The sequence below is a fragment of the Nostoc sp. T09 genome (assembly GCF_002154695.1).
Classification (GTDB): domain Bacteria; phylum Cyanobacteriota; class Cyanobacteriia; order Cyanobacteriales; family Nostocaceae; genus Aulosira.
This window is the reverse complement of sequence record NZ_MTAV01000061.1, coordinates 57,885-78,018: the sequence shown is the minus strand read 5'-3', so window position 1 is coordinate 78,018 and position 20,134 is coordinate 57,885. Positions and strand designations below refer to the sequence as shown.

General features: G+C 43.0%; 19 protein-coding genes. 3 read left to right on the top strand and 16 right to left on the bottom strand.

The annotated features are described in order from the left end of the window. Nucleotide 1 precedes the first annotated feature (1 nt). The 4 genes from BV372_RS14620 to leuS all read right to left on the bottom strand — a co-directional run bounded on the left by BV372_RS14620 (nucleotide 2) and on the right by leuS (nucleotide 5,001). Nucleotides 2-448 (bottom strand): anti-sigma regulatory factor, encoded by a 447-nt coding sequence (locus tag BV372_RS14620; protein ID WP_256973223.1) that lies wholly within the window; start codon nucleotides 446-448, stop codon nucleotides 2-4. Beyond that, nucleotides 387-800: an STAS domain-containing protein gene (locus tag BV372_RS14615; RefSeq protein WP_086687219.1), complete on the bottom strand. Its 414-nt coding sequence runs from the start codon at nucleotides 798-800 to the stop codon at nucleotides 387-389. The genes BV372_RS14620 and BV372_RS14615 overlap by 62 nt, the downstream gene beginning before the upstream one ends. Before the next feature lie 17 nt (nucleotides 801-817). Continuing rightward, nucleotides 818-1,669 (bottom strand): STAS domain-containing protein, encoded by an 852-nt coding sequence (locus BV372_RS14610; protein ID WP_086687218.1) that lies wholly within the window; start codon nucleotides 1,667-1,669, stop codon nucleotides 818-820. Between the two features lie 704 nt (nucleotides 1,670-2,373). Next, a complete protein-coding gene (leuS, locus tag BV372_RS14605; protein ID WP_086687235.1) occupies nucleotides 2,374-5,001 on the bottom strand; it encodes a leucine--tRNA ligase in 2,628 nt (875 codons plus the stop codon). An 86-nt stretch (nucleotides 5,002-5,087) separates the two neighbouring features. On the opposite strand from leuS, the gene BV372_RS14600 reads away from it, so the two are divergent. Beyond that, nucleotides 5,088-5,528, top strand: coding sequence for a gamma-glutamylcyclotransferase (locus BV372_RS14600; protein ID WP_086687217.1), 441 nt, complete (start codon nucleotides 5,088-5,090; stop codon nucleotides 5,526-5,528). Between the two features lie 117 nt (nucleotides 5,529-5,645). Here the strand turns inward: BV372_RS14600 and BV372_RS14595 are convergent, their stop codons facing one another. The 3 genes from BV372_RS14595 to BV372_RS36305 all read right to left on the bottom strand — a co-directional run bounded on the left by BV372_RS14595 (nucleotide 5,646) and on the right by BV372_RS36305 (nucleotide 7,669). Next, entirely contained in the window at nucleotides 5,646-6,266 is a 621-nt protein-coding gene (locus BV372_RS14595) for an anti-sigma factor (RefSeq protein WP_086687216.1), read from the bottom strand. A 166-nt stretch (nucleotides 6,267-6,432) separates the two neighbouring features. Continuing rightward, nucleotides 6,433-7,089, bottom strand: coding sequence for a sigma-70 family RNA polymerase sigma factor (locus BV372_RS14590; protein WP_086687215.1), 657 nt, complete (start codon nucleotides 7,087-7,089; stop codon nucleotides 6,433-6,435). Between the two features lie 427 nt (nucleotides 7,090-7,516). Next, nucleotides 7,517-7,669 (bottom strand): hypothetical protein, encoded by a 153-nt coding sequence (locus tag BV372_RS36305; protein ID WP_179198092.1) that lies wholly within the window; start codon nucleotides 7,667-7,669, stop codon nucleotides 7,517-7,519. 237 nt (nucleotides 7,670-7,906) lie between these two features. Here BV372_RS36305 and BV372_RS14585 point away from each other — a divergent pair, with 237 nt between their 5' ends. After that, nucleotides 7,907-8,725, top strand: a complete 819-nt coding sequence (locus BV372_RS14585) for a L,D-transpeptidase (protein ID WP_179198091.1) — start codon at nucleotides 7,907-7,909, stop codon at nucleotides 8,723-8,725. Between the two features lie 73 nt (nucleotides 8,726-8,798). On the opposite strand, the gene BV372_RS14580 is transcribed toward BV372_RS14585, so the two are convergent. From BV372_RS14580 to fetB, 8 genes are all read right to left on the bottom strand, one after another. After that, entirely contained in the window at nucleotides 8,799-9,341 is a 543-nt protein-coding gene (locus BV372_RS14580) for a late competence development ComFB family protein (protein ID WP_086687233.1), read from the bottom strand. 121 nt (nucleotides 9,342-9,462) lie between these two features. After that, nucleotides 9,463-10,398 (bottom strand): M23 family metallopeptidase, encoded by a 936-nt coding sequence (locus BV372_RS14575; RefSeq protein WP_086687214.1) that lies wholly within the window; start codon nucleotides 10,396-10,398, stop codon nucleotides 9,463-9,465. 300 nt (nucleotides 10,399-10,698) lie between these two features. Next, nucleotides 10,699-11,688 carry an AEC family transporter gene (locus BV372_RS14570; RefSeq protein WP_086687213.1) on the bottom strand — a complete coding sequence of 330 codons (990 nt, stop codon included), beginning with the start codon at nucleotides 11,686-11,688 and terminating at the stop codon, nucleotides 10,699-10,701. 253 nt (nucleotides 11,689-11,941) lie between these two features. After that, nucleotides 11,942-12,640, bottom strand: coding sequence for a DevA family ABC transporter ATP-binding protein (locus tag BV372_RS14565; RefSeq protein WP_086687212.1), 699 nt, complete (start codon nucleotides 12,638-12,640; stop codon nucleotides 11,942-11,944). Between the two features lie 65 nt (nucleotides 12,641-12,705). Beyond that, nucleotides 12,706-13,878 carry an ABC transporter permease DevC gene (gene devC, locus BV372_RS14560; protein ID WP_086687211.1) on the bottom strand — a complete coding sequence of 391 codons (1,173 nt, stop codon included), beginning with the start codon at nucleotides 13,876-13,878 and terminating at the stop codon, nucleotides 12,706-12,708. Nucleotides 13,879-13,907: 29 nt separating this feature from the next. Then, the gene (locus tag BV372_RS14555; RefSeq protein WP_086687232.1) at nucleotides 13,908-15,104 is read right to left on the bottom strand and encodes an ABC exporter membrane fusion protein; all 1,197 of its coding nucleotides are present in this window, start codon (nucleotides 15,102-15,104) and stop codon (nucleotides 13,908-13,910) included. A gap of 511 nt (nucleotides 15,105-15,615) precedes the next feature. Further along, nucleotides 15,616-16,878: a hypothetical protein gene (locus BV372_RS14550; RefSeq protein WP_086687231.1), complete on the bottom strand. Its 1,263-nt coding sequence runs from the start codon at nucleotides 16,876-16,878 to the stop codon at nucleotides 15,616-15,618. 183 nt (nucleotides 16,879-17,061) lie between these two features. After that, nucleotides 17,062-17,838, bottom strand: coding sequence for an iron export ABC transporter permease subunit FetB (fetB, locus tag BV372_RS14545; protein ID WP_086687210.1), 777 nt, complete (start codon nucleotides 17,836-17,838; stop codon nucleotides 17,062-17,064). A 260-nt stretch (nucleotides 17,839-18,098) separates the two neighbouring features. On the opposite strand from fetB, the gene BV372_RS14540 reads away from it, so the two are divergent. After that, on the top strand, nucleotides 18,099-19,244 hold the full coding sequence (locus tag BV372_RS14540; protein ID WP_086687209.1) for a DegT/DnrJ/EryC1/StrS aminotransferase family protein: 1,146 nt from the start codon (nucleotides 18,099-18,101) through the stop codon (nucleotides 19,242-19,244). 97 nt (nucleotides 19,245-19,341) lie between these two features. On the opposite strand, the gene BV372_RS14535 is transcribed toward BV372_RS14540, so the two are convergent. Then, a complete protein-coding gene (locus BV372_RS14535) occupies nucleotides 19,342-20,088 on the bottom strand; it encodes a DUF561 domain-containing protein (RefSeq protein WP_086687208.1) in 747 nt (248 codons plus the stop codon). Between the last annotated feature and the right edge of the window lie 46 nt (nucleotides 20,089-20,134).

Here is a 20,134-nt window from a genome sequence, read left to right as displayed (position 1 = left end):
TTTACTTCCATCGTACAATTTTTACCCTTGTTCCTTCTCCCACCGCAGACTGAATCTCAAACTCGTTAGCAAGTCGTTTGGCACCACCCAGCCCCATACCCAATCCGCTGCCCGTGGTGAACCCATCCTTCAACGCCAGCTCAATATTGGGAATTCCCGGCCCCTGATCTTCAAAGGTCAGCCTCAATCCTCGTCGTCTCCCTTCCTGAAGCGTTTCTAGCTTGGCTGTGCCGCCTCCCCCATAGTCTAGAGTATTGCGGGCTAACTCACTGGCGGCAGTCACAATTTTAGTTTGATCTACTAAACCAAAGCCAATCTCCACGGCAAACTGGCGCACAGCCTGCCGAACTAAAACTACATCCGCAGAAGATTGAATGTTGATTGTTTCAGTCTTCTGCATCGTCATCTGCACGCCATTTGGTGGCAGTGATTTGATTTGTGGTTTCATTGAGTGACGATCGCAACAGTGCCATGCCCTTTTCTATGTTTAAGGCAGTGCGAATGCCCGTCAGCGACAGCCCCAATTCCACTAAGGTAATTGCCACGGCAGGCTGCATCCCCACAACAACCGTCTGGGCATCCAGCACTTGTGACATTCTGGCAATGTTGGCTAAAATCCTGCCAATGAAGGAATCAACAATCTCTAATGCCGAAATATCGATCAGAACACCCTGAGCGTGAGTTTCAGCGATGCGGTTGGTCAGGTCATCTTGTAGCGTCATAGCGAGGCGATCGTGCATATCCACCTGGATTGTCACAAGCAGAAAATTGCCCATTTTGAGTATAGGAATGCGTTCCATTGGTTTTTCCTGCCCACCTATTTGGGTTGAGAACGGGTAATGGTCGCTCCTATCCGTTTTAGCGCCGTGAGAAAGGCATCGGCTAACGTTGCCTTTGTTGTAATATTAGCCAAATCAATGCCGAGATAGACGATCGTTTGGGCAATTTGAGGACGAATGCCACTGATCATACAATCGGCTCCCATGAGACGGGCTGCGGTAACGGTCTTGAGCAGATGTTGAGCGGTGAGGGTATCGACAGTGGGAACCCCGGTAATGTCAATGATGGCGACTTCTGACCCGGTTTCGACAATCTTCTGCAATAACGACTCCATAACTATTTGAGTGCGGGCACTGTCCAGGGTACCGATAATCGGCAAAGCCAAAATTCCCTCCCAGAGTTTAACCACTGGGGTAGACAACTCCAGCAACTCTTCCTGCTGCCGCAGAATTACTTCCTCTCGTACCTTTTGATACACTTCTATCGTCAGCAATCCCAGCCGATCCAGTAAGGTTGTAGCTAGCCAGAGTTCTTCAACCAACTCAATGGGGTCTTGCAATTGCTGACGCATCCGGTTGAAGAGGGGTTGCTTGAACGAAAAAACGAATGTAGCCGTTTCAGACGGCGTGAAGCCTTTTTGCGATCGCGATCGTGAAACGCTAGTCAACATCTCCCGGACATCTTGCCACTCTGGTGCCTGAATGTTAGTCAAGTTGCCCTGCCCAACGGCGATCCGAAACAAGCTAAGGAATTCCCGGCACTCCTCCTTTAGCTCGGCTTCTTTAATCAAGCCTCTGCGAATATTGACAGTGGCTAACTCCTGAATCCACTCCAACAGCATGTCTGCCTCGAAAGTTTCCAGGATGTCTGGTATCTTACTTTCGCTCATCGTTCCTATAAGGGCAATCCCTTTGATTAGTCCAAAATCAGTGTATGACGATTCAGCCCAACGTCAAAGCTGAAGTTAGAGAGCGATTTTTTTTGCAGATGTGGGCAATATCCTACTGTTGGTACTCGTGATTCTTGATTAGTTACAGAACCGCGATCGGCAAAACACATATATGGTTAATTTATTAGGCTAATCCTTGATATAGCCTAACTTAGCAGAGTGCATCGTAGAGCAACACTAATATGCTAACTACGACAAATAATTTGTTCTTCGACATATGCCAAAAACAAAATCTATATTTGTCAGAGGTTGAGGAAAAATAATAATCATATATTCTTCCCCACCTTCTCTCTGTGCCCTTAGCTCGACTTTATCCGAAATTAATAACTCGGCTTTCCTGATCCGACAAAAAACTTGGCTTTTTGGCAAATACTTTTTCCATATCACTGATTTGTGCTCAAGTCCAAAAACTAAAACTCCCCCCCCACAATGGTTTCAGCGTCAGGTTTTGGGTTTCATAAAAATGGATAAAGTCGAGCTTAGAGGTTGTTTTAAAAGTATTTGGCTGTGACTTTAGACACTTATTGATCCCCCCTACCCCCCTTAAAAAGGGGGGAAATAGAATTAAAGTCCCCCTTTTTAAGGGGGATTTAGGGGGATCTAAAAGTATTTGCTACATCATCGAGGACTTTTCAAACATACTCTTAGCTGACTACAAAATTCACCAATTTTCCAGGTACAACAATCACTTTTTTAATCTCTTTACCCTCAATATAACGTTGGGCAACTTCTGATTCACGGGCATATTTTTCCAACGCGGCTTTATCTGCTTGTGATGGTACTTGAATTGCACCACGAGTTTTGCCCATAATTTGAATTACCAAAGTAATTTCATCAGCTATCAAGGCCGCAGGGTCAAAAGATGGCCAAGCTTGAGTGTGGACAGAATCAGTTTTCCCTAATAAATGCCATAATTCATCAGCTATGTGTGGTGCAAAAGGAGCTAATAATACCACCAAAGTCTGAATTCCTTCAGCATAAATTGGTGAATCTTTGCAGCTCGCATCAGTAAGCGCGTTACTCAACTTCATCAATTCAGAAATAGCTGTGTTGAATTGATATTCGTCTTCTACATCTTCTGTAACTGCTTGGATAGCACTATGAATTGCTCGGCGCAATTCCTTTTCAGCTTTAGTCAAATCGGAGGTTTTAATCTTTCCAGAGGCTGCGCCAGCAGCAATATAATCTGTTACCAAGCGCCAAACTCGGTTCAAAAAGCGGAATTGTCCTTCAACATCAGCTTCATCCCATTCCAGATCTTTTTCTGGTGGCGCTTTAAACAAGATGAACATCCGAGCTGTATCTATACCGTATTTGCTAATTACATCTTCTGGTGCAACACCATTGCCTTTGGATTTGGACATGGTGGCATACAGGCGTTGCAATGTTTCCCCTGTTTGAGGATCTCGCGGGTTGCTTGGGTCTACTAAATGGGAAGGAATCCATTTATCTTTCCCACCCTTGTTGGGATTCATATAAGTTAAACCCTGTACCATACCTTGAGTTAACAGGCGTTGGAAAGGTTCGTCAAAGTTCAATAAACCCCTATCCCGCAGCACCTTGGTAAAGAACCGTGAATACAACAAGTGCAAAATTGCGTGTTCAATCCCACCCACGTACTGATCTACTGGCATCCAGTCATTAGTTTGACTGGAATCAAAAACCTGTTGTGCGTTCTTAGCATCAGTAAACCGCAAGAAATACCACGATGAATCAATAAAGGTATCCATTGTGTCAGTTTCTCGCTTGGCTGGAGTGCCACAAGTTGGGCATGGCACGTTCACCCAGCTTTCTAACTGAGTCAAAGGTGAACCACCGCGTCCGGTAAATTCTACTTTTTCTGGCAATTCAACAGGTAAGTCTTTGTCTGGGACTGGTACTATACCACAGTTAGAGCAGTGAATTACGGGTATTGGCGCACCCCAATATCGTTGCCGCGAAATCAACCAATCTCGCAAGCGGTATTGCACCCGCACTTTGCCAAAACCTTGCTGTTCGGCATATTCAACTATTGCTTGCTTAGCATCCGTGGAAGGCAAGCCACTAAAAGGACCAGAATTAATTAAAATTCCTGGTTCTGTATAGGCTTCGTTGTATTCAACCTGGATGATATTGAAGACTTCACCATCTTCATCAGGTATTGTGGCACTTAAATCTTTATCTGCAACTGCCTCTGGTTCGACAATCACAAACTCAATCGGCAGATTATATTTATTGGCAAACTTGAAATCCCGCGCATCATGAGCAGGCACACCCATCACTGCCCCAGTACCATACTCATACAGTACATAGTCAGCAATCCAGATAGGCAGTTCTTCTCCAGTAAAGGGGTTAATTGCCTTACCACCTGTAGGAATGCCTCGCTTAGGTTTGTCTTCAGCAGTACGCTCCAACTCACTTTGATTGGCAACTTCTTGAATAAAGGCTTCTACGGCTGCTTGCTGTTCTTTTTTGGTAACACGCTTTGTTAAGGGATGTTCTGGAGCTAATACCAAGTAGCTCACACCATAAACTGTATCTGGGCGTGTAGTGTAGACGCTAATTTTTTCATCCAACCCAACAATGGGAAATTCTAAGTACGCACCTGTTGATTTGCCAATCCAGTTTGCCTGCATCAATTTGACGCGTTCTGGCCAACCTGTCAATTTATCCAGGTCATTGAGTAATTCTTCGGCGTAGTCAGTAATCTTGAAAAACCACTGCCGTAAAAGTTTACGCTCAACTTTTGCACCACTGCGCCAAGAACGCCCTTCGTTATCGACTTGCTCGTTTGCTAATACAGTTTGATCAATGGGGTCCCAGTTAACTGCTGCTTCTTTTTGGTAAGCTAACCCTGCTTGCAAAAATTGCAAGAAAATCCATTGTGTCCACTTGTAATAGTCTGGTGAACAGGTAGCCAATTCACTGTCCCAGTCAATAGACAATCCCAGACGCTGCAATTGCTGCCGCATCTGGGCAATATTTTGATAAGTCCATGTAGCTGGCGGCACACCACGATCAATGGCGGCGTTTTCAGCGGGCAAACCAAAAGCATCCCAACCCATTGGGTGCAGTACCCGGTAACCTTGCATTCGCTTGAGGCGAGCTATCACATCAGTAATTGTATAATTACGAACGTGACCCATGTGCAGGCTGCCCGATGGGTAAGGGAACATGGACAAAGCGTAGAATTTTGGCTTGTCACTATCTTTAGGTGTTTTATCTAAGCCAAGTTCTGCCCATGCTTTTTGCCATTTTTCCTCAATTGCTGCTGGGTTATATCGGGAATCCACCAAAAATGCTCCTACTGGAATCTTGTCTGTGTCTGCCTCCATATTGTAGATGCTAGGCAAACAAATTCAGTTGGTTAAAATAAGCTATGACTGAATTAAAAATAAAATTTTCTGAGAAAGTGCGTATTTTTGTCTACGGCACTCTCAAACCAGGTGAAGTTAATTATAAAAAATACTGTGCTGCTAAGGTCATAGATACCAAAAGAGCGATAGCGGCGGGTAAACTGTTTGCGCTGCCGATGGGTTATCCAGCCATGACACTGGAGAATAGCCAAGTCCAAGGATATTTACTCTCATTTGCCGAGTTAGAAATTTTAAATCAGCTAGATCAACTGGAAGATTACCAGCCTCATAGACACTTATCAGAAAATCTCTATAATCGACAGGAAATAGAGATCTACGATCTACAAGGCCTATCCTTGGGTTTTGCTTGGGTTTACTTCATGTCGCCGACAAAAATCAGCCAGCTACGAGGTATCCCTCAAGCTGATGGCTGGTGGAGTAGCCACGGTTTAAAGCAAAGCTAAGTGTAGACAAGATTTAAGAATTTACTCTTAATATCATGCCCTTTTAAATACTTGTGATTGCGCTAAGCGCAATCACAGATAATTGAGCAATTAACCGGACTAGATATAACTTGGCGATTAGTTAAAATTCTGTTCAATTTCTCTTTGTTTAGGCTGTTGGTGATGCCCTGGTTTTGTTGGCGAGGCTACTGCTGCTTTAGGAATTTCGATTACTGGGTTATTTAAGGCCACCATCAGCGGTGATGCTGGAACAGCAGCAGGTTCTGGCATTTTTTCCGTTGGTTCTATTCTTTGTTGTGCCAGTTGCAGCGTCCTGCTATCGCCACTAGGGATGATGCCGGATACTGAGCCAATTACACAAGCAGCAATAGCTGCACCTCCAAATGCCCAAGCTAATTGGGAACGGCGACGCAAACGTGCCATAACTTGCTGGACTGTTTTTTCTAGCGGCTGTTCGGCGGCTGGCACTGGCATAGTTCGCAAACCTTGCCGTAGCTTTAACAATCGGGCATACAAGCATTTAACGGAGGCATCGTTTGCCAGCCATTCTTCTACTTGTCTACGTTCGGCGGCTGTTACCTCTCCATCGAGATAAGCACTCAATAACTCGAAGCGATCGCGCTTCACCATATCATCCATAGCACCCGTTGATTCATTGGTATGCTTAGCCATTCCATCTGCTAAATCTTGAGGAATTTGCAAGCGAAAACGGTCGTAAAACTGAGAATCAGTAGTCATCTTAACATTATTACCAATTCATACACGGGTAAAGACAGCGAATATTTTTGAGAAATTCATCAATTTGTTCCTAATAGCAGACTATCTTTAAGCCTTCGGCACAATGATTTAACATTATTAATTAATATTTAAACTCTGCCCTTTGGCAGAGGAAAAATACTGTAAATCATGAATCTAGATAATTTTGCAGATGGGCTTGCAATCTGGATCTAGCTCTAGCAATTCTCGACTTCACAGTTCCCAAAGAAACTCCAGTGATTTCGGCAATTTCTTCATATGCCATACCTTCGATTTCTCTAAGAACAATGGTAGTGCGGAACACCTCTGGTAAATCAGCGATCGCTTCTCGCAGCTGCTCGTAAAATTCTCTAGTTGTCAGTTCTTCCTCTGGTCCGGGAGTATCTCCAGCAATTTCCCAATCCATCTCACCATCATCTACCGAGCGGGGAGCATCTAGCGACAAGGGACTAACAACCCGCTTGCGTTTGCGCAACTCGTCGTAAAACAAGTTGGTAGCAATGCGGCTTAACCAGCCGCGAAATTTAGCTGGCTCTTGTAATCGGTTAATATTCCGATACACTCGAATCCAAACTTCTTGAGCTAAATCAGCTCGGTCAGCCCAATCTGGTGCTAAGTGGTATAGCACTCTATCGACCTGACTTTGATAACGGTGCAATAATTCTGCAAACGCAGCACGATCGGGACGCAGTCCAGCTTGACAGCGCAAAATTAAATCGTGATTAGACAGTTTGTCAACTTGCACTGATGCTTCTGGGCACCTCGCATCAACCGTTGACCAGGATACAGTAATCGATTGACTCATAGATCGTACTGGCTTTAAATCATCCCTTACTATTAGACCTGCTAATTGGTAAGAAGTTCCGCAATCAGGGACGGATTTATGACTGGAACAATGCGGTATATAAGTTTGGGTCGCTTTCTAACAATCTAACTAATCATTTTTTGGCTCTACCTATGACACAGCATAGTTTTTAGCCATAATTTACTAGATATCATCAGCACAGCAATCTTACTTATATTTGTGCTGCTACTGACATCTGGCACTATACGCTTGACATCTAAGGTAAAAAGTGTACTAAGAAAAACAGGAAAATCCAAACTTGAGATGAAAAAGAGTATGACGGTTTTTTCCAAAGACAGAAAAATATACAAAGTTTCAGATACGCAACATTTATCTAGCCACAAGGCAAGAATTTGTGTAATTGAGGTTGCTGTAACTGCTAGGACTTTTATTTATCTGGTATTGTGACTAAAATTGTTGCTGATGTTTCTGTGTGCTGCTGATAATTAGCACCAGTCTTATCTTGATTGGGTACACGAACTTGCAAAAAGAAATTAAGGGAAAATGTAATCGTGACTGCTAGCAATAGTTTTTCAAACATGGTCTCACTCCCACCCACACCATTAATGATTGATTGCTGCACCTCAAGAGTTCCAAGGTATGAAGTCTCTTATTTAGAGTTATTCTTGCTAGGACTTCTGCATAGCCCTAGTGTGCCCACAGGTATTGGTAGATTGATAAGGAAACTAACAAGTATTGATAAATTTTTGATGAGTTAACAGTGAAGAAATCGAATTAGCCAACCGGATATGTCAGGGATCAACAAAAGGTGGTGGCAATGGTAAGAAATGAATCTGTAACGCGGATAATAATGTGGCTCTGTTTTGGTACAGCAATTTTATCTCTGCTTGTCCATTGGCGCGTTATGACAACAGGACAGCAGTTTGAGCAGCTAGCCTCCACGAACAAAAGCTATGAGAAGTCATCTAAAGCAAGGCTAAAAACAACAAGCGTCATGGGAGCATCTATACTTCCTGGCGAACGCACACAGAGGATAGCTTCATCCAAGTCCTCGTCAACAAAGCTTCATAATAGTAAGCCGACAACAGCCAGCACAAATGTAGCTCTACCAACTGAAGAGTCGCAAAAGACTAGGCTAGTCTCGCCAGAACAAAAACAGAACCCAATTATGTCTTTTCTGCCGCAGTCGCTGTTACCTCAGGCTTTGGCTCAACAAAAATTATTGAATACTGGTGGGCTGACATCCGGTAAGAGGCAAGTAGTAGTTGATTTAAGCGATCGCCGCGCCTATGTTTACCGTTCAGATGTGGTCATAGCCAGCTACCCAGTTGCTGTGGGTAAGAAGGGTTGGGAAACGCCTACAGGTACTTTTCAAGTCATGCACAAACAACATGACCCTATATGGCGTCATCCAATTACTAATAAAGTATTTGCACCTGGCACCGATAGTCCGCTGGGAGACCGATGGATTGGTTTTTGGTCAGATGGACACAATGAAATTGGCTTTCACGGTACGCCAGACACCAACGTAATGGGAAGCGCTATTTCTCACGGCTGTTTAAGAATGCGCAATCCTGATGTGCGATTGCTATACAAGCAAGTGATCGTGGGAACAACAGTGATAGTGCGTGAATGATTTGGTCAATAGTCCACAGTCAAGGGTCAAGGCTCTATTGACCATTGACTGTGGACTATGGAATCTTGGGCTATTAAGATGATGATTTTTGCTCAAAACTAGGTGCGTAAACCTGGAGCAAGTTACTAACTTGGCGTAAAACTTCATTGCCAGTGCTTTTGCCCAAGACTGGTGTTCTGTTGTCATTGGGTTGGTCAAGGTTACGGCCAATCGCTTCACCTATTTGGTGAGAAATTAATTCTTGAAGTTCTGCCTTGGCTCTTTGACGCTGGTAGTTAGCACCTTCTTCGGTAGTAGCGTATAACGGGGGAAGGCGATTTAGAGCGTAAGCAGCAATATCTCCAACATCTAACGAGCTTTCGCTAGTAGCTTCAATTTCTGCTACACGGGCGATCGCTTCTGTTAGTACTAACTCTTCCATGACGTTAATAAATTGTTTGCGAGGTACCGCCACAACTTCGCCAGTCAATAGCGCTCCCATTAGTCGATCTAGCGCCATATACTCTTCTATTGAGAGTTCCGAGGCATTATCACAGATACGCCCGACTTCTGCTTCCATTGCTGGTGTCAGATAACCATCCTGGAGAGCTTGTTCTACAATTTTTTCAATACTCATAACGCTAATCATCTTTAAGCCACCGCAGCAAGGTAGGGACGGTACCAATCTAGTTTATTTTGCCTAATTATAGGCAAAATAATATACAAATTATGTACAGTCGCAATCAATTTTGTCTCTGCTACTCAACAACCTTAGTGCGCCAAGGTGTTGGATCAACAGATAGTCCATTGACATACAGACCCCAGTGCAAATGAGGTCCAGTGGAAGCTCCCGTTGCACCTACTGCGCCAATTAGCTGACCAGCTTTGACAAAATCGCCTTCTTTGACATTAATGCGACTTAGGTGCATGAAAATACTGGTCACTCCTTGACCGTGATCGATGCCAATTACATTACCGTGAACTCGGAAACCTTGAGACACTTTGCCTACCAAAGCAACTTTTCCCGCGGCTGGGGCAACTACGGGTGAACCCGCTGCACCAGCGTAGTCAACGCCACGATGATAATAATCATCTGCAAATTTACCATTATAGTAGCGACGTACACCATAAATTGTACTAATCCGTCCACCATTTGGTTTCAAAAAAGTGCCACTCCAATACTTTTGAGGAGTTTGTAGAGCTTTGAAAGCTGCCACACGTTTAAGTTCAAACTCTGTAGCATCTACTCCGGCTTTTCCTGGCGGTAAATTAATCCGTTGTACGGGAAATGTACGTTTTCGTACCTGTACTGATAAGTTTTGCACCTGACCATCCCCTGATATCCGCAGTGTTCTGGTTCCAGCTTTTTCCAGGGGAGTTGTGGGGATCAAAGCCCGATATTGATTGGGTGCAATTTCAAATGCAGGGTAAGTCTTATCGCCGCTAATCACTGTTGGGTTGTTAGCATTCTCAGGATTATCTAAATTAATCATCACTGAGACTGTATCCCCCAACTGGGGATTATTAGGATTTACTTGTACCTGCAACGCATCTACAGGTAATGCCAAAGTGACGGGGAAAGCCGCAAATATCCCCATTAAAAAATTTGCTGTACGGCAATTAGCTGCAAAACCTTTGATCTTAAAATCAATCAACTTTTTTTGAAAATTATTAGTGCGATCCTCGATAGTCATAGAGCCACAAAAAACTTTACTTCTGTGGACAACAGACTAGCTTACTACTACTCGTGTTTCCTGATTGAAGTAAATGTTTTGTAAAAAGATAAATCTCAGCAAATTGTCCAGAGACTAAACTCTAATTGCCGTATTGTCAAGAATCGGGAACGATAATTAATATTAATGTAGCTGTACTAGCAGCTGAGACACACAAGAAGTAGACTAAGGCAAATCTATTTAGGGAACAAAGCTTAAGTTTAACTGTTTTTTAGTTTAATCTATCGCTTCCAAGTAATTATTTTTATACTGTTACAAATTTTAGCCAAACCAAGCAAGCCACAAAGGAAGTGCTAGCAGTAATCCCACAAAAGTTAAGGCTATACTGCTCGCCAACAAATTCCGATCTAGGTCATAAACTTCTGCCAGAATTAATACAGAAAGCCCTGTAGGTGTTCCAGACATTAACACCAGTACTAGACGTGCTTCGCCAATAACGCCTAAATAGGTAGCACTTAACCCTACTAGCATAGGCACAATCACTACTTTCAACATACTGGCAACTAAAGCCATTTTTAGGCTTTTCCAGCCCTTCATTGCTTTCATCCGCAGACCAACCAGCAATAAAGCAAAGGCGATTACTACCCAAATAGCTTGTTCTAGTCCTGACTCAACCACTTCAGGCAATTTGATAAATTGGGTATTTAAGCCAATAAAAAATGACCACAAACTAGGGACGGTTAACAAATCCCGCAACTGAATCCACCAATGGTTTTTGGTTGCTTTGTTGCCAAAATAGCTAGCAATTAAGACAGCAATACCGTAAGTGCCCACAACATTGTTAGTGACACTGAATAATACTGCCCAGTCCATATTTGCTGGGCCAGTCAGCACCTGAGCCAGTGTCAATCCGACGAAGCCTGTATTGCCTAAAATGGTCGCCAAAATAAAACTGCCTAAACTTGCCTGCGCTAAAGAGTTCACACTGGATAAGGAAGTTTCGACAGGCAAATCTAAACCAACCTGTTCTGGTTGCACTTTTCGACTTGCTACAGATTGCAATGCCCACCAAATTAGCAATGCTAGGACAAGACTCAGTAGTAATATGGCTACTGCGATCGCAGGTATTAGTCCACCATGAGATAAATCTGTGTGACGTGCTAGCACGAAAAGTTGTAGAGGAACTCCTACCCAGTAGAGCATATACCCCAGTAATTTGAGAAAACTATCGGGGATAAACCGAGACAGTATCAGTCCTAAGCCAATCCAGGTGAACAAAGGAGTATAAGCATGGAACAGGTTTTCAATCATCGTACATTTGGCACCTTTATTTCGGTGTCAGAAGGATTGCTGTTGCCAACAGAACCGCATAGGTTCTTTAACTAATGCCAAATTGTTGAGGCTCCTTAGTACTCTATCAAAGAAAGTTTGACTGTTAGTTAGGAAAGACTTGAGGATTTTGGTAGGGTCTAGAAATATCCAGCGCCTGTGCTGTGGCTATTAAAACCTTCTTGCCACAATTGGTAATTAATTAAAATAAAAAATTGTTATTGATTTTATATTTTTAATTGGCAATTTTAACTTTTGACTTTAAGTTTCCGTCCTCTAGATGCACAATGCGATCGGCAATATCTAAAATCCGGTTGTCATGGGTAACCATGAGGATAGTACAGCCTTGTTCTTTAGCCAACTTCTGCATCAAATTGACCACATCTCGACCCGACTGACTCTCAAGAGCAGCGGTAGGTTCATCAGCTAAGACAATTTGCGGATAACTAACTAGAGCACGAGCGATCGCTACTCGTTGTTTTTGTCCTCCCGATAGCTGATCGGGGTAATAATGTAGGCGATGTCCTAATCCTACGTGCTCTAGTATTTGGGTTGCACGAATGCGCATTTCAGCTAATTCAACATGCTGGTGCAATTCCAAGCCCATTTTGACGTTTTGGATTGCTGTCAAGCTACCATGCAAATTGTGTGCTTGGAAAATATAACCGTTACGGCGTCTAGCTTCTACTAATTCCTGAGCACTAGCACCGCAAAGTTCTCGCCCTAAGACCTGCAAACTACCAGACTGAGGAGAACGCAACCCACCCACCAAGGTGAGAAGTGTCGTCTTACCAGAACCAGACGGCCCAGTCATGATGATAATTTCACCGCTGTTAATTTCTAGGTTGATATTAAATAAAACTTGCTTGCGGAGTTGACCGTAACCAAAGTAGTGGTCGAGATTGCGGATCGAGATCGCTGGTTTGCTAGCCATAACTAGGGACTAGGGAGATGAGGGGGACAACTGACCAATGACAAATTACAAAGGACAAATAACATTTAAAACATATCAGCGGGGTCAGCCGACTGTAATTTACGAGTAGCGATCGCCCCAGAAATAGCACACATAATAATAGTAAGAAATAGCACATATAAAGCCCTTGCAGCAGTCATGTACATTGGTAAATTGGTGGCATTGCAAGTTAGATAATAAAGTACCAAAGATACTGCTGTGCCGGGAATAAAGCCTAAAATAGCCAAAATAACTGCCTCTTCAAACACCACAATTAGCAGGTATAAATTGCGATAACCCATTGCTTTGAAAGTGGCATATTCTCTTACATGGGCATTCACATCCGTAGAGAGGACTTGATAAACAAGAATCACCCCTACGGAAAAACCCATCGAAACACCCAAGTTAAAAATAAATCCAATGGGAGAGTTTGTTCGCCAAAAGTCATTCTCAAATTCAATGAATTCTTGATGAGTCAGCACTTTGACCTCATTTCCCAGATGAGATTTTAACGCTGCTACTATCTGCTGCGGGTCAGTACTGGGTTGCAACTGAATCAAACCGACACTGACATTGCCAGCTAGTTGTCGAGGAAATAGTCGCAGAAAGTTCTCATCGCTAGTCATCAAAGTGCCATCAGCCCCAAAGGAAGCACCGACTTTAAATAAACCACTAATTGTTACCGTCCGGCGCTCGATTTCGGTCTTGACAGGCTTACCCTGTTCCAGTTGAGCAATTGTTTTTTGGTATTCTCCTCTAGCGCCACGATCGAACAAGACGGTATATGGTTGTTTAATTGTCTGTAATTGTTGATTAACTTCTGGTAAATCAAAAGTTGGCTTGTCTGGATTGAACCCAATCACCAAAATCTCTGTGTCACGTCGTGTTTGGGGATTTTTCCAAATCATCGTGCCAATATAAATTGCCTCTGCTGACTTCACCCCTTGTATATCCATAGCTTGGTAAAGTCGCCGTCGAGAAAAAGTAGATATTCTTTGCAGGTTACGGGTTTGAGAACCGATAACAACGATATCTGACAGCAAACTGCGATGTAGTCTGGTGTTACTGTCATACAAAGCACTCTGAAAGCCAAACTGCATGAACATCAGAACATCAGCAAAAGCAATGCCTGACAATGCTACTAGCAGCCGACTTTTTTCATGACTTAGTTGTAGCCATCCTAGAGGTGTTCGTCGTCGCAGTTGTTGGATGAGTCCCATTATTGAAAGTGCTGAGTTCTGAGTAAATGTCAGAGTTTAATGACAACTTTGACTTGCATATTGGTAAATGTGGCAGCTTGCTGGCTAGAAGACGGATCTAGGCGCACATGAACTTCAATGACTCGGCCATCAATGTTGCTAGAAGGGTCAGTATTAATGACATTTTGCCGTCGCACCTGTAAGCCAACCCAATCTACTTTTCCTTGCAATTCATGAGGGAGAAATTCATTAATTACTCGTACTCGCTGTCCTGGATGTACTTTGCTGATATCGCTTTCATAAACCTCGGCTACAGCATACATCTGGTTGGTCTGTCCAATATTGGCGATACCATCATCTGAGACTATTTCTCCCGGACGGTTGTGAATCTCAAATACTTGTCCATCTTCGGGCGATCGCACGTAAGCTTGTTGTAAATTTGCTTTTGCTAAATTGATGGCTGCTTGAGCACGTTGCACTTCTGCTTGGGCTGCTGCGACGTCTACACTGCGAACTTCACTAATTTGATCTAAATTGGCTGTGGCTTCATTGAGTTGTTGTTGGCTGGCTGATTGAATTTGTTGCAACTGTGCTTGGGCTGCTTGCAGACTTTTGCGGGCACTTTCTAGAGCCAGGCGTTTGCTATCTTTTTGTGAGGCGGAAACTGCACCTTGTTGATACAACTGCTGATAGCGGTTGTTTTCGGCTGCGGCGTTTTCCACTTGAGCTTGCAAGCGGGCGACTGTGGCGATTTGTGATGCGATATTGCCTTTGCGTTCTGCTGTTATGCGAGCGATCGCAGCTTTTTGAGCTACAATCTCACCGCGTTTGGCTCCTGCTTGCGTCTTAGCTAGATTCGCTTGAGCTACTTTTACTTGTTCTTGGACTTCTTTTAAGGCTGCTTGCAAACGATCGCGACTGTCTAAGATGGCAATTACCTGATTTTTTTTAACTCTATCCCCTTCCTTTATCAACAACTGCTCTACTCGGCTTCCTTGTGTAGAGACAGTAGCAGAAAGTTTAATTACCTCTCCTTTTGGCTCTAATCTTCCTAAGGCTGTTACTGTTTTGATTTGTGGTAATTTTTTGGCTGCAACTTCTGTATTTGAATTGCCAGAATATTGCAAACGTTTCACTGTATAAAAGCTGATTCCACCTACCAATAAAGATGCAATTATACTGATCAAAACGGATGGACGCAGAATAGACTTAGGGTACACATTGTCCCCTAACTTTGAATTTTGCACCATAGATTACCTCTTACTGGTGGCGCAGAAAATCTGAGTTTTGCAAGCAACTAATTTTTTAGTACCCTGAATCATGTACAAGTAATCGGCTATTTTTATTACCTAGCCTTTAGCTTCTATTTAATTAGTAAACTGATGTTGATTAATTGTTTCTATATTTCGACTCCATAAAAAATTGGAATTTTTGACCAGTGAAATACATAACATGATGATGTCTCAAGATAAAACAAAAACAAGCCTCTCTCAAGGATGAAAGACTTATTCCTAGGTAAACTACTTTTGTTTTGTTAAAGTCTTGATGTATATTAGACGCTTGAAATTCGTCTGGCTGTAACAGCGCCAACAATCACAGATAAATAAATGAATTTCATAACTTTTATAAATTTCTCTAATTATCTAAAAGCCAGAAAAATTTTAATAAATAATTATAGTAATTTCCGTTTGAATGAGTTATGTAACTAAGAGCACAACAATGTTGTGCTCCTATGAAATGTATACGGTTTGTTTTTAATTACTTGCGAATTCCATCATTATCAATAGCACTGTAACTTTCACTGCTCATCAATCCCAACCAAGGATCGGAACTCGGTGTTAAAAACAATTCGCTGTAAACTTTTTCATTCAATGCACTCACATCATTTGTTTCATTACCTTGCATAAACCACTGATGAATTTTACTGTGCAGCGTATATTCATTTCTCACAGTATCTAATGCTATTGCTAATTCAAAATTACCAACAACGCGCTGTAAATTATTAAGATTGTCTGCTTGAAAACGTTTGCTACCTATTAATGCCACACTGTTATTATCTAACTTTGCATCTTTTGTGTAGAGTTGGGCAATTCGTTGCCATGTTGCCGAGTCAGTAATGTCTTGGAGTGCTGCTTGATTATTAGTCGCAGAAGTGATGTTTCGTAGTAGGGGAGATTCGACTCGCATCTTAGTAACAGCTAGCGTACCAGCAACGGCCGCGTTGGGTGTTTGATTATCATCAGACATTTCCACAAGCCGAGGAAGATTTTTTATACCTAGTTTCGCTAAATCTGCTCCCCATTGACGTTGAGTAGATGCTAATTGTTTACGATGATACTCACGCAAAAAGCCTGCGCGGACTACATCTTGGGAATTGGTATATTCTTTAACTGCTTTTTCACCAGCAACTAACTGACGTAAGAAAGCTTGCGGCCCGTACAAACCGGGAATGGCATCGACTGGCTCGCCGGAATTGTCTAAGATGTAGTGAATGCTATTACCTGTAAGGGTACGTTCTAGCTTACGACCATCACCAAAATCTACAGTAACTTTGGGTACAGGACGTACAGATTGCCAATGGAGAATATAGCGATCGCGCAGAAATTGCGAAATTTCTTTATTAGGATATAAAGATACACGGAAAAAGCGGCTGTTAGCACAACTTAAATCTTGGTCAAGATTTCCTAATAAACGCAGTGAGAGGATAGGTTTATTACTAGCTTTAGCGGCGGCTTTAGCTTGTTCTAAATCGGTATACCAATAAAGCTTAGAAGCGTAGCAATCTCTTTGCTGGCAAAGCTTATCTAAAGCCTCACGCATCTGCGGCGAAGGGTTTTTAAGTTCTTGCGCGTGAGTATTAAGAAATTTTTCTAAACCACGCGGTCCTTGCGATCGCAGTACCGCAACTTCTTGTATTAGTTGCACATTGTTTGTGCTGGGAGTTTTAGTATAGGCAGTTTGTGACAAACCTACACTAATCAAGGCGAAGGCTACTGCTGTATTAATAGATGTAAGTTTCATATTTTTATTGGCTAAATCCTTACGTTTTTTATAAGTAAAAACGACTTTAGATGTAGTAATTAGTTCCACTATATAGGACTAATATAGCAGTCCTAAATCATCCATCAAAAATTAGATCCCCGACTTTTTTGAGAAGTCGGGGATCTGGAACAAATCGGAATTCTTCAAAAACCTTGCTGCTCATCACCTCACCAACTGTGCGGCGGAGCTAAAAAACTGACGGCATAATCCTCGCGTGACTAACATTGTTGTGAGCAAGTTAGCAAAAGCAACCATAAATAACAGTAAAATTTCGTACGATACAGCATCTGGAGGTTTGACTCCAGCTAATAACTGTCCAGTGGTGATACCTGGTAGTGCAACCATACCTATGAGCATCATTTGATTTAAAGTAGGAATCAATCCAGCGCGAATGGCTTCTCTGCGATATTGGGTAATGGCTTGCTGGGGAGTTGCACCTAAACTTAAGTGGGTTTCTATTTCTGAATGCGATGTATTGATAGTATTTACCAGACGTTCTCCGGCGATCGCAGCTGCATTCATAGCATTACCTAAAACTACCCCAGCTAAAGGAATCATATACCTGGGTTCGTACCATCTTTCTGGTTGCACAATCAAAAAGATGCTGTAAAACACTGTTATGGCTGTACTGATAAAAATTGACCCCCATACCCAAAGCAATACATGGGGAAGTTTTTGACTGATGCGGTTTCGTGCGACAATCGCCGTAATCGTCAGCATGATTGCTAGAATCGCCAAAACTGCCCAAACATTGTCTACAGCAAAGATGAAGTCCAAAACGTATCCCAAGACGAGTAGCTGGAGAATAGTTCTCCCAGTAGCGAAGACGAAGTTCAACTCTAGTCCTAATTTTTCCCAAGCGGACAAACCAACTGCGATCGCCATTAAGCCGACAGCGATCGCCAAATCAGCCAAATCCAGTTTGATTAGCTCTTGCATTGGTTATCTACCTCCTGAGATTCTATTTTTAGAACAGTTTACACACTTGGAACTTAGATTCTAGGTGTTAGCTCTTGGTTGATATACAATACCTTTTTTGCAGAAATCATGTTAGCCTGCCTTATAAAATAATTCCGGTATAAACCCTCAGCGATGCGTATTTTCAGCGACAGTCTTACCTGACTTTTTGATTAAAAATTCAATCAGCAACAATTGACCGTCGAAGTGCATCTTTTGTATTTCCAGATCAATAAAAACTCATGATCCAAAGTGTAAATCCCGTCCCTGCTTTTGATATTAAACAGCAATACTCTACTCTAGAAGCAGAGGTGAGTGCGGTTGTATTAGAGATTCTGGCTTCTGGTCGTTATATTGGTGGGCCTGTAGTAGAAGGCTTTGAAAAACAGTTTGCCGCTTATCATGGTGTGACTGAATGTGTAGCTTGTAACTCTGGTACTGATGCACTTTTTCTCTCGCTACGCGCTTTGAATATTGGTCCAGGTGATGAAGTAATTACGACAACCTTCACCTTTATTGCTACGGCTGAAGTCATTAGTGCTGTAGGAGCCAAGCCGATTTTCGTAGATATTGATACTACGTTTAATCTCGATTTACAGCAGGTAGCAGCGGCAATTACACCCAAAACTAAAGCCATTATCCCAGTTCACCTGTTTGGGCAACCTGTAGATATGACGGCGCTAATGGCGATCGCTCAATCTCACAATTTGGCAGTAATTGAAGATTGCGCTCAATCCACAGGCGCAACCTGGGGCGATCAAAAAGTTGGCAGTATTGGGCACATTGGATGCTTTAGTTTTTACCCAACCAAAAATCTTGGTGGCTGCGGCGATGGTGGGGCAATTACCACTAATGACCCAGAAATTGCTAGCAAACTGCGGGTACTACGGGATCATGGCAGCAAAGTTCGCTACATTCACGAGGAAATCGGTGTAAATAGCCGTTTGGATGCGATACAAGCAGCGATTCTAGAGATTAAACTACGTTATCTGGATAATTGGAATGGACAACGACGAGCGATCGCAGCTTATTATCACCAGTTCCTCAGCCAAGTTCCCGGTATCATCGCTCCTGAAGAATTAGCTGGAGGCGTTGGTGTATGGAATCAATACACTATTCGCATCTCTGGCGAAGGGCGAAACGGTGCTACCGCCAAATATCGCGATTCAGTGCGTCAGCAATTGCAGGAACGGGGCGTGAGTTCAATGGTTTACTACCCCTTGCCTTTACACTTACAGCCAATTTATCAAAATCTGGGCTATCAACCAGGGCAATTACCAGTAGCAGAGCAAATCTGTCATGAGGTGATATCTTTACCCATGTTCCCAGAACTGACACAAGAGCAGCAAGACCAGGTGATTTATGCCCTGAAGGATTGCTTGGGGTAAGAAAAGCGGGGGGATGAGGGAGACAAGGGAGAGGGGGGAGACAAGGAAGAAGTCTCTTGTATGATTCCTCCTTGTCCTCCCTGTCTCCCATCACTTATTAGGCGATCGCCCGGCTATTGGCTGTTGCCAAAGCTTCTACAATGCTACGAACAGCGGCAATCATGGCTACTTCGCTGTTGAGTTGGTTAATCGCAGAACCAACACCAACACCAGCTGCACCAGCAGCGATCGCTAATGGTGCTGTAACGCTAGAAATGCCGGAAGCACACAATACGGGTACTGAAACTGCACGGGAAATCTCGAAAGCTGCTGCCAAGGTGGGGGCAGCTTTTTCAATTAAACCCAAGGTTCCGGGATGTGCTGGGTTGCTGCTAGTGCCGCCTTCGGTTTGGATAATATCAGCGCCAGCTTTCACCAATTCTTCTGCTAGTTGTACCTGTTGATCTAGTTCCAGAATGTGGGGAACGGTAACAGATAGAGTGATTTCTGGTAGCAAGGCACGAGTTTGGTAAGTTAGTGCTAGAACTTCCTCAGCTTCAAATCTACGTCCTTGAGCGTAGAAAGAATCAAAATTCCCGATTTCAATCAAATCTGCACCAGCTGCCACAGCTTCCACAAATTTTTCTGGCTCTACTGCTGATACGCAGATTGGTAAATTGGTTATCTTTTTCGCTAATTTTACTAAAGCAGCATCAGCAGCGATATCAACAAAAGTAGCACCGCCCAGATCGGCAGCTTTGATAGTAGCGGCGACGCGATCGCTATCAAAGTTATTTAAACCGCTGATCGCTTTCAGGACGCAGCGGTTAGCAAAAGCACGTTGAAGAGAAGAATGCATTGTCATACTTCGTTATTTGAAGCTACGAAAATTAGGTATATTCTACCGTCAC